We start from the raw sequence: 14,032 nt of genomic DNA on the forward strand, positions 1-14,032 counted from the left end.
TATGAATAAGATAAACCAAGAGTTTAACCTATATGATGTCATGCAGAATGTATCAATAAGCGCTTTGGCATGTCATAGCTTCACTTTAGGATATTATAAGGTAGCAAGGAATAAAACAGAAAAACTGAACTTCCCTAAACTTAAATACCTGTTTTTTGTTTTGCCCATTGTTTATCATAAAACTACTAGGGAGGTTTTTAGAAGTTCAAATGAACTCTATACAGCTATTTTAAGTGATAGGGAAATAATTTTAGGTCTGCAGGATAGAGCAAATAAAATGTCTCCTCAAACCTTTGATGCCTTAAACTTGACATTCAGTAAAAAAATAATGGATTATAACAAGAATGAAAAGACCATTGAAATTTTGTATGGTTTTAAATCTGAAAAAATATCTATTCCTAGTAGTATAGGCAGAGAAAATATAGTTAGAAATATTCAAAACAGTGCTCATAAACTTGGGCATATTTTTGCAAAAAACACAGAAAAAAATATTCAACTAGAATTAAATATAAGATTCTAATGAGGTTATATATTAAAAACATCATTCTTTATCCAAAAGACAGAGAACTGTCTCCAAGAGTTATAACTTTTAAGGAAGACAAAATAAATATTATTACTGGCTATAGTCAAAGGGGTAAGTCAGCCATTATTGATATAATAGATTATTGTCTAGGTAGTGGAGAATGTAACATCCCTGTTGGCACTATAAGAAATACCGTTGAAGTATTTGCTTTATATGTGAAATATAACAATGAATATTTATTTATTGGTAGAGAAAACTATGATGAATCTAAATCCACAATGTATTTCTACAAGGAGAATGAAAAGGGAGAAGATTTAGCTTTGAGAACTAATAAATGGTTGGAAAATAAGAGTGCTTATAAACAAAATACTGAGTACATTAAAAGAGTGTTGAGTGAAATGTCAGGCTTTAAAAATATTAAAACTGATGACGACTCTACTAACCCCTTTGATTCACCAGCTAGTTTTAGGGATACTGCTGCATTTCAATTTCAGACTCAAAATATTATTGCAAACCCATCAACCATGTTTTATAAAACTGATACTTGGGAGCATTTGCAAAAACTTAAAACCATTTTCCCATTAATTCTTGGTTATAAGTCATATGACATCCTCAAATTGGATAAGGAAATCAGTGATTTGGAAACTGATAAAAAAAAGAAAACTCTGAAATTAGAAGAAATAAAAGGGCAGTATGAAAGTTGGCAATCTGATATTTATGAATACTATTCAGAAGCTGTAAAATTAGGGCTGACTAATTCTGACATAGATATAAGTAGTTCTACTGTTAGCCTTTTGCAGAATGAATTGTCCAATATAGTATCTAACTCTAAAAAAGGTCTTTTATACAAAAAAGGTTCAGCAAAGAGATTTTCAGACAAAATAAATGATTTGAATGAATCCAGAGGGAATCTCATAAGGGAGCTGGATAAGCTCAAAACAACTCTCTATAAAATTGAAGAAATTGATATTTCTAAGGATAAATATGTATCTGATGTTGCATGGGAAAAAGAGAATAGATTAAAACCGGTTGAATGGTTTTTGAATCAAAAGGGAGATAATATTTGTCCTTTTTGTGATTCTGAGTCTACAAAGGCTATTGAAGAACTGCTTTCATTGAATGAAGAAAAGAATAGTAACAGAGTTGTCTTGGAAAATTCTAATTCATTGTTGTTTTCTTTTGAAAAAGAAAGAACTGATGTAGTTAAAGAAATTAGAGTCAAAGAAGAATTGATTGAAAAGATTGATTCAAACCTGAAAATTATATTGGATGAGGTTGAAGAAGACAAAAAGTCTTATCAAAGAACATTCGAGTTTATTGGTAAGATAGAGCATGCACTGGATAATTTGAGAAAGATAGCCCCATCTGGTTCTCTTGAAAAAGAGATAGAAAAATTACAAGAAGAAATTTCTACTAAAAAGGCAGAACTTAAAAAACTAGAAGGGCATTTTGATAAAGGTTTGTCACTGTCCAAATTAACTAAGTTAATAGGTAAGTATGTAAAAACACTTCCAATTGAAGATAAGAATACCAAAAGGGTGCATTTAGACCCTGACCAAAGCCTCAATATAAAAGTTGAAGATACGAAGACACAGAATAAGTACTTTCTTTCAAGACTTGGTAGTGGCGCCAATTATATGGGCTATCACATATCTACCATGCTTGGATTACATGAATTCTTTGTTAAACTGAAAGAGACTAGTAAACCTAATTTTGTTCCTTCATTTCTAGTTCTTGATCAACCAAGCCAAGTTTATTACCCTGATAAATTTGAAGAAAAAGAAGGAGAAAAAGGATCCAAAGATATAGAGGATACAAAAAAAATATTTGAAGCTTGTAGCCAGTTTATGAAAAATACTGGTAATTCTGTCCAGTTAATTATTCTGGAGCATGTTCCCAAGACCACATGGAAAAACATTGACGATGATGTTTTTAATCTTGTAGGAGTCTGGAGAGGAGAAGAAAATACTGATAATTATGAAGCGCTTATACCAAGACAGTGGTTGTAACCAGTTCTGATAAAAATCATTAAAACTTTCAAACTCTTTACTTTATGCCCTTTGACCATGGTTTCAGAATTGTATTTGAACTCCCTAGAACATAATCAAAAATAGTCGTACTCTTAACAAAATCCGCTTTCTGCAAAGAGTTTTTCAGGTAGTTCAATAGTCTAAATATGGATCAAAATAGAAACGACTAATTTGATAAGGCAAATTGGACTCTATAAGAATGATGAACATTGAAATCATCAGAAGTTCGAGTAAACGTTGGCCAAAGTGTACTTGTATAACCTTTTTAGCACTTGTAGTAAACTTTTACATTATTTAAAGATTGATTGGGCTTCTCGATGAATCCTTTCAAAATTCACTTTTAATTTTTCAGCGCCAATAACCATAGGCTTCGGTAAATCCCTTTTAATTTGGGGCAACCTAAAACGTACCTTTTTATCCTTGCCATCAAAAAACACCACAAATTCCCCTTGCTGTAACCCATAAAAGGCATCCGCCCTTCGTTTGGCCACTTCCTTTTCCCCTTGGGTCACTCGGGTATCAAAATTCAGCGAATGTCCTTTGCTTATACTCCGAGTTTCCTTCTTTACGATTTCAAAAAACCGTTCGTAATATTTGGCGGTATCTGGGTCATTGGCCTTCCCAAAAAATTGATAGGACAGATTGCTCAAGATGGCCTTGCTGGCCTTATCACCATACATCATATCGTTCTGTACTTTGTCCTGTAACACATAGATAGTTGCGATATCATAACTCCGTAAAGTAGCGGGTATACGGTGCATATTCAACAACCTAAGGGTTGCCGCTTCCTCCATCAAAAGAAAGGAGGACAAGCGATTTCGTTCACTCATTTGTTTGGTGATGGAATGAATGACAGTGGCAATGACAGGCGAGAGGGAAGTTTCCTTTTTAGGGTCATTCACCACAGAAATAACGCAAGGCGTCTTGGGGTCGTTGACGTTCAAAGGCACTTCATCCGCCGACAACACCATGAATATTTTTTGAGTACTGATCTTCTTAAACGCATTGGCCAAAGTGCTCTTGACCCCTGCCGTCTGCCTATCGGAATCCACCCCACTGATAAAGGCATCCGCGATGGCCTTTGATGTCACATTCGCACTTAGGAACTCCACCAATTCGGCGGTGTCCAGATGCTGGTACAGCGCAATCATATGGGGTATAGTACAATAGTCAGGATAGTCCACTTTCAATCGCCAGATGAGACCACCAATGAGCCCTTCAACAGCATCATTGAAAAATTTCGAGGTTCCCGTACTTCCAGATTCTTTCAGTTCCAAGAGGTTTTCGAGGAGGACTCGGGAGATTTCATGGACGCTTTCCTCATCGGGAATATATCTTGGGGCAATGGGATTGACACGGTTGTAGATAGGCCCAAAGGAAATAATATAAAAGTCCCTATCGGTCGCATTAAAGATGGGATAGGCCATCTCGGTGATCTCAAAATTCTTGTAGTCGTGCATCACCCCACAGAACCCGTGTGCCCCTAAATGTTGGAACAGTCCATGGACGACACTTTCGGTTTTGCCGCTCCCTGCCGAACCGATAATCGAGATGCCTCGACGGATGTTGCCAAGGGCCAAACGGAATCCTTTGGTGTGGAGAATGGCCCTATATTTTTCATGGATATTGGTCGGGTTTTCCTCTTTGGCCACGTAAACGAAGAAGAGAATGGCCAAGAATAGGAGGGGGAGTCCGCCATACAAAACCGACTTTAAAAACAGTGTGGTGGGCAAATGATAATAGAAGATTACTGCCAATACCACCCAAAGCAAAATGGAGATATAAAAGCCTTTTTTCAGAAAACGGATGAGCAGATATTCAAAGGCTATCCCAATAAAAAACAACAGTATCAATAGTAAATAATTTTCCATATCGTTCTATTTTTTAGACGCCTATTGATCCTGATTCAATCGCGCGTTTCATTCCCTTTTTTAGTTGGTTGAAGGCTTTCATCGCAAGTTGTACCTTGTTGGTTGGGATATTGGGAACATTCAGCCCTGCCTTGCGGAACAGTTGTAAGGCCATACCCTTTTGGTTGGTGGGGATGCCCAGTTTGTACAGGGATTTTAAGGCCAGTTCCCGTTCATTGGCGGGCAGGCCCACGACCAGCGCAAAGAACTTTTTTGGGTCTTTTTGGTAGAGCTTTTTGGCGCCGTATTGGTCGATAAAACTCCGCTGATACCCGAAGAGTTTGCCAAACCGCTGCTCGGCCGCATCAAAGAATCGGTTACGGTCAAAGCCCTGTTTCTGTTCTTTTCCATTAAGGATGGTTACGTTCTTTTTGTGCTGGGCATTAGGGGAAAGACTATAGGTATTGGTGACATCCTTGCGGCTTACGATGATGTGCACATGGGTCTGAAACCCTTCCTTTTTTGTGCCTTCGGTCACCAGTTTTCCGTTGATCTTATGTGGAGCTTCGGCCACCAATCGGTCAATTTTCCGTTGGATTTTTTTGAGGTTTCCTTCCAATTCCCCACGCCGAACCTTGGCCATATCGTTTTGGAGTTTGGCGATTTGCTTACGGTAGGGAGCGTTCTCCTGAACCCTTTTTTCAAAGCCCCGAAACGTGCGTTCATGCTCGATTTTTGCATAGTATTTGATATCATCGACGGTCACCTTTCTGTCACGATAAAAAGAGGCCGCATAGTCCTTCATGAGTTCACGGGTATACGAACGGAGTAGGGCGGGATCGTTGTTGATATGTTTCAGTTCCTTGGCACTGGGACTGATGACGATGGAATAGAATTTTGGGTCGCGTTTCTTCAATTTTTTGGTGTTCCCATCGATCTCGGAAATGACGGTTTCAGGGCTGATATGGTCATTGTTCTGGTCAAAGAAATGCTCTTGCAGTTCGGGGTGTTTCCCTTCGTTTTCCTTCTCTAAATAGTTGACATAATCGGTCACACTACTGTTGTAGGTTTCATGTTTTGGACCGATTTTCTGTGGGGTGATATTGATGTGCATCACGCATTGTTTTTAAGGGTTCTTTTGAATTTTTCAAGCTCAGAGGGAGTGAGTTCCAGTTTAAAAAAAGCCTTGCCAAAACTTCCTTTGACCAGCTCCACCTTGTCCAGTACATAGCTATAATCCTGTTTTACTTTTTCCAATTTTTCAGTGAGGCGTTCATAGCGGATCTTGGGAACGGTCACTTCGATTTCGCCGGCTGGTTCCGCTTTCCTTTCGATTAGTTTTTTTTCTTTTCGGATGGTTTTTTTGGTCTTGGCATCCTCCCCGAAGAGGGCCAACAGCATGGCATTGTTGGGCTTGGTCTGGTTGATTTCGATGTCACGGATGATGGCAATGGTGGCCTCGTTCCTTTTGATGGAGGTATTGGTACGCTCCCGGTTCTTTAGAACTTCTTGGATGATGCTCCTGCCAAACTTTTTGGAAGGGTCGAGCCCATGCCACTCAAAAAAGTCCATGATGGATTCCAGGCATTCGGAATGGGATTGGGCCATTTTCTTGGAAAAGGAACGGAACCGCACAGCAACGGCATGTTTGATGCTGATGGCCGAATACCGATATGTCCTATGTTTCTTTTCCATGGTTTACAGTAACTTTTTTCAGTGTTCACAGGTGCTTTGAGGGCATTTACAGTACATTTCATTTTTTGTCCTTACTCATAAACCTTCGAAAACCCCTTTGTTTTCAATGCTTTGCGGAGCAAATCAAATTCGTAGCGTCGCCTTGGCGCGCTACCCTCTTGCTATTCCTTTTCGCCCGCCAGCGGGTCGAAAATCCATACGAACACCAAGGTATTCGCTGGGTGCTGTTTTTTAGGGAAAAGGATTGATTTTAAGAGTATGGGAAGGTCTGTTTTGAAGTTTTTGTAAGGGAAGGATGGTTTTCTTGAATTTCCAAAAATGAAAAAGGACAGTTTAAGAACTGCCCTTTGGATTCACTTGGATTTTAATTCAGGGATCACATATGTATTCATAGGCATATAAATTTCGTTGTGCTTTCCCTCGATCACGCTCAGGACAGGTCTCTTCTAAAAGAGCTTCAAGATCGATATCGTTTTCTTGGGCATATCGTTTCAGCTGTTCGCCGTATTTGGTTTCGATATTCGATCTTGATCGGGATAACAAATGCTCTTGGGTGTCCTTATCCAAATGGGTAAAATTTAAATATATCATAGTCCTAAGTTTAAATGATGCCTTCATCGGCAAAACTGTAGTAACTCCCATCCGGTGCAAGGATGATATGGTCCAGTAGCTTGATATCAAAAAAGCTTGCTGCCCGTTGGATTTTTTTGGTGATCTCCACGTCTGGGGAACTTGCCTTGAGGGTTCCCGAGGGGTGGTTATGGGCAAGGATGATGCCCACCGTCAGGGATTTCAAAATGACGGCAAAAAGGATGCGGAGGTCGACCAAAGTTCCCGTGATTCCCCCGTTAGAGATCTCAAAGATTCCCTTAACCCCATTGCTGTTGTTCAGCAGTACGATCTTAAAGGATTCCCGAAGCCCAATGGTACCTTTTTCCCAATGTGAAAAAAGCACTGCGACCGCATCGGATGAGGAAGTGATCTTTGGATGGGAAAGCGGTGTAGGAGTTTCATGATAGCTTATTTTTATTTCGTTAACTTGCTCTCTCATTGTATTTTCTTTATCGGATTTATAATGAAAAAGAGGGCGTAACTTTCCACGGTGTCGCCCTCCTTACTTTTTAGAATATGAATATCTATTAGGCAGCTTCTTGGTTACGCTTTGAAGTGCTTCTTCCTGTCGTCCGTTGTGACTTTTTTTTCTCTTGTCCCGCCCCTTTGGGATTTCCATTGTCAGGAGTTTCTACAATCGCATTATCTTTCTTGGTAACTTGCTCTGTTTCCGCTTGGATTTCATTTACCGAAGTATCCCCTGATTTAGCACCCAGCAATAGAATTTCACTGGCCACGATTTCGGTCACATAACATTTTACCCCTATTTCATTGGTGTAGCTTCTGGAGATCAGTTTGCCCTCTACGGCCAATTCTTTTCCCTTGTGCGCATATTGTTCTATGATGTCCGCTTTCTTGTTCCAAGCGACGACGTAGTGCCACTGCGTGGACTGTACCTTTTCACCTTGTGCATTTCTGTAGTACTCGTTTGTCGCCATGGAAAAACGGACGACTTTGTTACCGCTTTCCAAGTTGGTGATTTTGGGCTCGTTGCCCACATTTCCGATCAATTGAACTTTGTTTCTCAATGTACTCATGACTTAAAAATTTAAAATGTTACTATTTGGATTTTGCCTTTTCATCAGGCTATTAAAAATTGATTTACTTATTATATCCTGAGCGTTTTCCCTTTTTTGTTTTTTTAACCTTTTTGCGGTGCCGTTTTTGTGGTTTATGGATGATTTCATGATTTCTGTTTTTGATTTACTTCCCATAGTGCCTATCGCTGTTACCCTTTTTTGTTGCTAGTTGGATTCAATATCCGGACTTGGGAGAGACGTATAAGAAAGAGACCCTGCACGTGCAGGGCCTGGTTTATGCCGTCTCCAAGAACGGATGTTGTTTTTTTGCGGTCAAAAAAGGAAGGACTGTGAAGGCAATGGAAGGGGTGTTCAAAATGAAATCAGAGTAAAGGCAATAGACCATGGCACAGCCAAAAGGAACAAACACCTTGTATGGAGAATTAACGGTTGATGTCTTACATCTATGTGGGGCCGTTTCAAGCAAGATTTAGGACGTTTCACTCAAATAGGGACAATTTCAAATCCTGTCCTCAGATACATTTGAACAAAATTTTAAAATAGCATCATGAGAAATTTAAAGTATTTAACAGTTATCAGTTTCGTCCTTGCCATTTCTTTGTCATCCTGCAGTAAAGATGACAAGGATGACGACGTGTTCCGTTCGGTATATGTAAATGTGTTAGAAGCAGACCTTCCTGATGAATTTGACTATGGAAATATCTATAATATCGATGTTACCATAGAATTGCCAAACAGCTGCTACATATATTATGATGAATTCAACTATGTATATAAAGGAGATGAGAGGCTTATCTTCCCCATAGCTTATATCGAAGAAGGGGATAATTGTACCCAAAGCACAGAGGAGACCACATTTTCAATTCGGTTTCAGGCTTTGCAGACCAAACCTTATGTGTTTAAATTTTATCAAGGCAAGGACACCAATGGAGAAAATATGTACTTGACCTATACGGTTCCGGTAAATATCGGCGATCAAAATAGTATCGGAAATCTTGATTCGAGAACAGAGGAAGGGGTCCACCATTAGGAAAAAGTCAGTCCAGAGGTTCAAATTGAACTCCAGAGGACCTTGGAAAAAGGTTTTTTTAGAAGGGAAACCCCCATTGAGGTTTTTCCTTTTTATATCAGTATTTTATGTATAACCAAGTTTCATTTTTTCTATTTCTCTATCTTTAATTGGGAATTGAACTTAATCCAAAATCATGAACAAAGCACTTTATGTTGCTACTCTGGAATCACATAGTGGAAAATCACTGGTTGTCCTCGGGTTAATGCAATTGTTATTGGGAAAAATGGCCAGGGTCGGTTATTTCAGACCCATAATCGATGATATCAAAACAGATGGTTTGGACAACCATATCAGCACGGTTATCTCCCATTTTAATTTGGACCTTGAACATGAACAGGCCTATGCCTTGACCCAAACCCAGGTTATTGAACTTTTCAATGATGGTAGGCACGGGGAAATCCTAGATATTATTATCCAGAAGTACAAAAACCTCGAGGAACGATTCGATTTTGTATTGGTAGAGGGGAGCGATTTTTCAAGCGATGGAAGTATCATTGAATTTGATCTAAATATCGATATTGCCAAAAATCTGGGTATTGCGACGGTACTGGTGGATAATGCCCAAGGCAAGACCCTGGAAGAGTTCTGTGGTAATCTTGAATCTGCGGTTAACAGTTATTTGAAGAAAGGGATTAATGTAATGGGGGCAGTGGCCAATAAGGTGCGTCCTGAAAACCTGGAACTGGTAAAAAACCGTCTTAAACGGGAAATGGAGGATAGGACCGAAATTTTCGTGGTACCCCGGGTCAAAAAGCTGTCACATCCCACTATCAAGGAAATTGTGGATGCCCTTGAGGGTGAGGTGCTTTTTGGAAAGGATTACCTCAATAATCAGACCGGCAGCTTTGGTGTGGGTGCCATGCAATTGCACAATTACCTTACACACTTGAGTGATAACAGCCTAGTGATCACCCCTGGAGATCGATCTGACATCATCCTGGGCGCACTACAGGCCAACCTGTCTGACAATTACCCGTCAATATCGGGAATTGTGCTCACCGGGGGATTGCATCCTGAGCCCGCGATACATAAACTTTTGGAAGGTTTCCAGAACCATGTCCCGGTCATTTCAGTCAAGCATGGAACATTTGATGCTGCCAACAGCGTGGGGAACATACGGTCCAAAATATACTCCGAGAGCAAACAAAAGATCAATGCGTCCCTGGCACTTTTTTCCAAATATATTGATGGGGAACGATTGCTGGAAAGGTTACAGACGTTTGAACCTAAAGGTATTACCCCAAGAATGTTCCAGTACAAATTGCTGCAAAGGGCAAAGAAGGCCAAGAAGCATATTGTGCTCCCGGAAGGAGAAGACCAGCGAATTCTACGGGCGGCATCTGAATTGGTGTCTATGGATATTGTCGACATTACCTTATTAGGGAAAAAAAGTCAAATAGAGCGGAACGCTACCGGCCTGGATATTGACATATCGCAGCTAAATGTTGTGGATCCAGGAGACGCGGAATGTTTTGATCAGTATGTTGATACATTTTACGAATTGCGAAAGCACAAAGGGGTCAATATGGACATGGCCAGGGACATGATGCTCGATGTTTCTTATTTTGGAACGATGATGGTCCACCTAGGGCATGCCGACGGTATGGTTTCCGGTGCGGTGCATACCACACAGCATACCATACGGCCCGCACTACAGTTCATAAAGACAAAACCGGGGATCGGAGTTGTTTCCTCGGTCTTCTTTATGTGTTTGGAGAACCGGGTGTCGGTCTTTGGAGATTGTGCCATCAATCCCAATCCCAGCGCGGAACAATTGGCAGAGATTGCCGTTTCCTCGTCGGCTTCTGCCATGGCCTTCGGAATTACTCCGAAAGTGGCCATGCTATCCTATTCTTCGGGTAGCTCTGGAAAGGGAGCAGATGTCGAGAAGGTCCGCCAAGCCACCGAAATGGTCAAAAAATCCCATCCGGACCTACAGATCGAGGGACCCATACAATATGACGCAGCGGTGGACCCCTTGGTGGGCAAAAGCAAGATGCCCGATTCAAAAGTGGCTGGAGAGGCCAATGTTTTGATCTTTCCGGATCTCAATACAGGAAATAACACATATAAGGCTGTACAACGTGAAACCGGGGCGCTGGCCATTGGCCCCATGCTCCAGGGACTCAATAAACCTGTGAATGACCTGAGCAGGGGGTGTACTGTTGACGACGTCTTTAATACAGTAGTGGTCACTGTAATACAAGCGCAAGAAAACAAATCCCAAATATGAAAATCTTAGTCATCAATTCTGGCAGCTCTTCCATAAAATTCCAGGTAATACAAATGCCTCAAGGAGAAACTTTATGTAAGGGCCTAGTCGAGCGCTTGGGAGAAGAGAATGGAAAAATCCACTATCAAAGCCAAAAAGATTCAGTGCACGATACCAAATATTTTAAAGACCATTCCACAGGATTGAGTGCAATTATAGAAATGTTGATCGACAATGAAATTGGGGTCCTCTTGGACCATTCAGAAATTGATGCTGTAGGACATAGAGTGGTTCATGGTGGTGATGCCTTTGATGCCCCGGTTCATATCGGTTCCGATGTTCTAAGGACCATAAAAAGGCTTTCTTCTCTGGCTCCGCTTCATAACCCAGCAAACGCTGTCGGTATAGAAACAGCGATGGAATTGTTTCCAAAGGCCGCACAAATTGCTGTCTTTGATACAGCCTTTCATCAGACCATTCCTAAAAAAGCCTATAATTATGCCATTCCCAAGGAGCTGACAGAAAAGCATAATATAAGAGTGTATGGTTTTCATGGGACCAGTCACAAATATGTTTCTGAAAGAGCCATGGAACATCTTAAAGGAAAAAGCAACAACATCATTAGCATTCATCTTGGAAATGGTTGCAGTATTACCGCTATAAAAGAGGGGAAAAGTATTGAACACTCCTTGGGCTTTGGACCATCAAATGGATTGATCATGGGGACGCGAAGCGGTGATATAGATCAATCCGTGATTTTCTTTTTGATGGATACCTTTGGTTTCGGTTCTAAGGACATCAATGAAATGTTGCAGAAAAAAAGTGGGCTCTTGGGTTTAACAGGATATTCTGATCTAAGGGACATTCAAAGAGAGGCCAACAATGGAAATCAAGATTGTATCCTTGCTTTACGGATGGTCGCCCATCGTATCAAAAAATACATTGGATCGTATACCGCGTTATTGAATGGTTTGGATGCTGTGGTATTTACAGGCGGGATTGGAGAAAATTCAGCGATTCTGAGGGAAATGGTATGTACGGATTTGGAAATATTGGGAATCGTCATGAATCAAGATAAAAACTTGGAAATTGGCACCGAAGACACAATTGCTGAATTCCAAAGTGCTAAAAGCGCAGTACGTCTTTTGGTCATTCCCACCAATGAAGAATTGGAAATAGCAAAGCAAAGTTGCTCCCTGTTGGAGCAATAAATCTTTATTTATTTTAGCATCGATAATATTTGATTTAATTTTCACAGCTATTAAATCTAAATACTGGCTTATATGACAAAGTACTTATACATTTTGGCTTTCATCTTGGTAGGCACGGGGTGCTCTTCACTTAAATTATCTGACTCTTATACATCCAAAGATTTTGAAAGTTACAGAGGAAAACGGGTGTTGGTAATATCAAGAACGCCTGATGATTCCATCAGAAAAGCATATGAAAACGAAATTGCATCCAGTCTCCGAAGAAAGGGCATCTCTGCTAAAGAAAGCCATTTGTCCTTTCCAAACTTAAGAAAGGTAGATGCCAATGATAGCGAAAAGATTGAGCAACTGGTAGCAAGGTTCCGAAGGGAGGGATTCGATATTTTGCTGTTAACTGCACTCAAAGATGTCCAAGAACAAGTAAAGGCCCAGAGGTCTGAAGGCCATAATTCCTTATTGGATTATTATGGCAATAAATATATAACCCTAAGGGGTTATTATGATGATATGCATGCACCCCCGAAGCTGCCGCCTTTGGAAATTGAGGAAAGTACCACTTACTTAACCTCAACAACCTATAGTTTAGAAGCAGTGATATATAATTTGGCCTTGGAAGATAAAAAGCGACTTTTGTCCGTACTAACTACAGAGATTACCAACCCCAGTTCTGGAAATAGTGTCCAAAAGGCTTTTGCAAAACTGATTACCAATGAATTAAAATGAACATGACCCTTTCCAGCACATATCTTCAAATGGCAACTAAACTTGTATTTGTTATTTTCATTTTATGTTGTCAAATGAATTTGGCGCAAGATCTGTCCAAACTTTATGAAGATGTAAATCCAGCGGTTGTTGTGATTCTTACGGAAGAAAAAGCGTTAAAACAGGTTGGAGCTTATAGCCAAATGATAAGTTCAGAGGGATTGGGTTCCGGTTTCTTGATCTCGGAAACCCAGATTTTGACCGCGGCCCATGTTGTTGGTGTTGCCGAACGTGTTTTGGTTCAGTTTTTTGATGGCGAAATAATTGGAGCTACTGTCTCATCAAGTTTTGATGAACCTGATATTGCTTTGATTACTTTGGCATTCCCAAAAAAAAATGCATCAGTGGTGACTTTGGGAGATTCCGACAGGGTTAAGGTAGGTGAACAAGTCTTTGTTGTTGGAGCTCCATATGGGTTGGCACATTCGTTATCATCTGGTTATGTTAGTGGGAGAATCAAAAATGGCAACGCAAGCAACCCCTTTACCAATAGTGAATATTTGCAGACGGATGCTGCTATAAATACTGGAAATTCCGGAGGCCCGATGTTTAATCTTGAAGGAGAGGTAATAGGAATCGTTAGTCATATTAAGACAATAACCGGAGGATTTCAAGGAATTGGGTTTGCGGCAACTTCCAATATTGTAAAAGAGCTCTTATTGAAACGGAGTATTCCTTGGTCCGGTGCAGAAATTTTTCCACTATCCGAAGATGCTTCCAAACTGCTCAATGTTCCACAAAAGAATGGCCTATTGGTGCAACGCGTGGTCAGATCATCTCCTTACGGGAAACTCGGTTTAAGGGGAGGAACCGTAAAGGCAACCATAAACGACACAGATATTTTATTGGGCGGGGATATCATTTTGGCAATCAACGGCATTCGATTTGAGATGACCGATGAAACCTTAAAAAAATTAGGGGATTACGCAGCCTCCGTAAAATCTGGAGATCCAATTGTTTTGGAAGTACTTAGAGAAGGAAAAATAATAGCTTTAAGAAATTAATGCTTCATGAAATTTCTATGT

At 40.3% G+C, this 14,032-nt stretch carries 13 protein-coding genes; 7 read left to right on the top strand and 6 right to left on the bottom strand.

Annotated features, from left to right (window positions below; all coding sequences use genetic code 11):
- Position 1: 1 nt before the first annotated feature.
- Together AAY42_RS00880 and AAY42_RS00885 are read left to right on the top strand one after the other, a co-directional pair.
- Positions 2 to 520 carry a three component ABC system middle component gene (locus AAY42_RS00880; RefSeq protein WP_139063588.1) on the top strand — a complete coding sequence of 173 codons (519 nt, stop codon included), beginning with the start codon at positions 2 to 4 and terminating at the stop codon, positions 518 to 520.
- Complete coding sequence (locus AAY42_RS00885; protein ID WP_055392129.1) at positions 520 to 2,532, top strand: DUF3732 domain-containing protein; 2,013 nt, start codon at positions 520 to 522, stop codon at positions 2,530 to 2,532. The genes AAY42_RS00880 and AAY42_RS00885 overlap by 1 nt, the downstream gene beginning before the upstream one ends.
- A gap of 311 nt (positions 2,533 to 2,843) precedes the next feature.
- On the opposite strand, the gene AAY42_RS00890 is transcribed toward AAY42_RS00885, so the two are convergent.
- The 6 genes from AAY42_RS00890 to AAY42_RS00915 all read right to left on the bottom strand — a co-directional run bounded on the left by AAY42_RS00890 (position 2,844) and on the right by AAY42_RS00915 (position 7,747).
- On the bottom strand, positions 2,844 to 4,424 hold the full coding sequence (locus tag AAY42_RS00890) for a type IV secretory system conjugative DNA transfer family protein (RefSeq protein WP_055392130.1): 1,581 nt from the start codon (positions 4,422 to 4,424) through the stop codon (positions 2,844 to 2,846).
- 13 nt (positions 4,425 to 4,437) lie between these two features.
- The gene (mobB, locus tag AAY42_RS00895; RefSeq protein ID WP_055392131.1) at positions 4,438 to 5,517 is read right to left on the bottom strand and encodes a MobB family relaxase; all 1,080 of its coding nucleotides are present in this window, start codon (positions 5,515 to 5,517) and stop codon (positions 4,438 to 4,440) included.
- Entirely contained in the window at positions 5,517 to 6,098 is a 582-nt protein-coding gene (locus AAY42_RS00900) for a BfmA/BtgA family mobilization protein (protein ID WP_139063590.1), read from the bottom strand. Before AAY42_RS00900 ends, mobB begins: the two co-directional genes overlap by 1 nt.
- 369 nt (positions 6,099 to 6,467) lie before the next feature.
- Positions 6,468 to 6,689: a hypothetical protein gene (locus AAY42_RS00905; RefSeq protein WP_055392133.1), complete on the bottom strand. Its 222-nt coding sequence runs from the start codon at positions 6,687 to 6,689 to the stop codon at positions 6,468 to 6,470.
- 10 nt (positions 6,690 to 6,699) lie between these two features.
- Positions 6,700 to 7,149, bottom strand: coding sequence for a JAB domain-containing protein (locus AAY42_RS00910; protein ID WP_055392134.1), 450 nt, complete (start codon positions 7,147 to 7,149; stop codon positions 6,700 to 6,702).
- An 88-nt stretch (positions 7,150 to 7,237) separates the two neighbouring features.
- Positions 7,238 to 7,747 (bottom strand): single-stranded DNA-binding protein, encoded by a 510-nt coding sequence (locus tag AAY42_RS00915; protein ID WP_082433282.1) that lies wholly within the window; start codon positions 7,745 to 7,747, stop codon positions 7,238 to 7,240.
- A gap of 550 nt (positions 7,748 to 8,297) precedes the next feature.
- Between AAY42_RS00915 and AAY42_RS00920 the strand changes: the two genes are divergently transcribed.
- From AAY42_RS00920 to AAY42_RS00940, 5 genes are all read left to right on the top strand, one after another.
- Positions 8,298 to 8,780 (top strand): hypothetical protein, encoded by a 483-nt coding sequence (locus AAY42_RS00920; protein ID WP_055392135.1) that lies wholly within the window; start codon positions 8,298 to 8,300, stop codon positions 8,778 to 8,780.
- A 175-nt stretch (positions 8,781 to 8,955) separates the two neighbouring features.
- Positions 8,956 to 11,055, top strand: a complete 2,100-nt coding sequence (gene pta, locus AAY42_RS00925; protein ID WP_055392136.1) for a phosphate acetyltransferase — start codon at positions 8,956 to 8,958, stop codon at positions 11,053 to 11,055.
- The gene (locus tag AAY42_RS00930; protein WP_055392137.1) at positions 11,052 to 12,245 is read left to right on the top strand and encodes an acetate/propionate family kinase; all 1,194 of its coding nucleotides are present in this window, start codon (positions 11,052 to 11,054) and stop codon (positions 12,243 to 12,245) included. The genes pta and AAY42_RS00930 overlap by 4 nt, the downstream gene beginning before the upstream one ends.
- Before the next feature lie 72 nt (positions 12,246 to 12,317).
- The gene (locus tag AAY42_RS00935; protein ID WP_055392138.1) at positions 12,318 to 12,968 is read left to right on the top strand and encodes a hypothetical protein; all 651 of its coding nucleotides are present in this window, start codon (positions 12,318 to 12,320) and stop codon (positions 12,966 to 12,968) included.
- 74 nt (positions 12,969 to 13,042) lie between these two features.
- Positions 13,043 to 14,011 carry a S1C family serine protease gene (locus AAY42_RS00940; RefSeq protein ID WP_222836827.1) on the top strand — a complete coding sequence of 323 codons (969 nt, stop codon included), beginning with the start codon at positions 13,043 to 13,045 and terminating at the stop codon, positions 14,009 to 14,011.
- Positions 14,012 to 14,032 lie beyond the last annotated feature (21 nt).

It is taken from the genome of Flagellimonas eckloniae, assembly GCF_001413955.1.
Lineage (GTDB): Bacteria > Bacteroidota > Bacteroidia > Flavobacteriales > Flavobacteriaceae > Flagellimonas > Flagellimonas eckloniae.

Coding starts and splice junctions, on each gene's coding strand:
- AAY42_RS00935 (WP_055392138.1), top strand. CDS start 12,318: ATGACAAAGTACTTATACATTTTGGCTTTCATCTTGGTAGGCACGGGG.
- AAY42_RS00915 (WP_082433282.1), bottom strand. CDS start 7,747: ATGAGTACATTGAGAAACAAAGTTCAATTGATCGGAAATGTGGGCAAC.
- AAY42_RS00890 (WP_055392130.1), bottom strand. CDS start 4,424: ATGGAAAATTATTTACTATTGATACTGTTGTTTTTTATTGGGATAGCC.
- mobB (WP_055392131.1), bottom strand. CDS start 5,517: ATGCACATCAATATCACCCCACAGAAAATCGGTCCAAAACATGAAACC.
- AAY42_RS00920 (WP_055392135.1), top strand. CDS start 8,298: ATGAGAAATTTAAAGTATTTAACAGTTATCAGTTTCGTCCTTGCCATT.
- AAY42_RS00910 (WP_055392134.1), bottom strand. CDS start 7,149: ATGAGAGAGCAAGTTAACGAAATAAAAATAAGCTATCATGAAACTCCT.
- AAY42_RS00885 (WP_055392129.1), top strand. CDS start 520: ATGAGGTTATATATTAAAAACATCATTCTTTATCCAAAAGACAGAGAA.
- AAY42_RS00940 (WP_222836827.1), top strand. CDS start 13,043: ATGAATTTGGCGCAAGATCTGTCCAAACTTTATGAAGATGTAAATCCA.
- AAY42_RS00900 (WP_139063590.1), bottom strand. CDS start 6,098: ATGGAAAAGAAACATAGGACATATCGGTATTCGGCCATCAGCATCAAA.
- AAY42_RS00905 (WP_055392133.1), bottom strand. CDS start 6,689: ATGATATATTTAAATTTTACCCATTTGGATAAGGACACCCAAGAGCAT.
- AAY42_RS00880 (WP_139063588.1), top strand. CDS start 2: ATGAATAAGATAAACCAAGAGTTTAACCTATATGATGTCATGCAGAAT.
- AAY42_RS00930 (WP_055392137.1), top strand. CDS start 11,052: ATGAAAATCTTAGTCATCAATTCTGGCAGCTCTTCCATAAAATTCCAG.
- pta (WP_055392136.1), top strand. CDS start 8,956: ATGAACAAAGCACTTTATGTTGCTACTCTGGAATCACATAGTGGAAAA.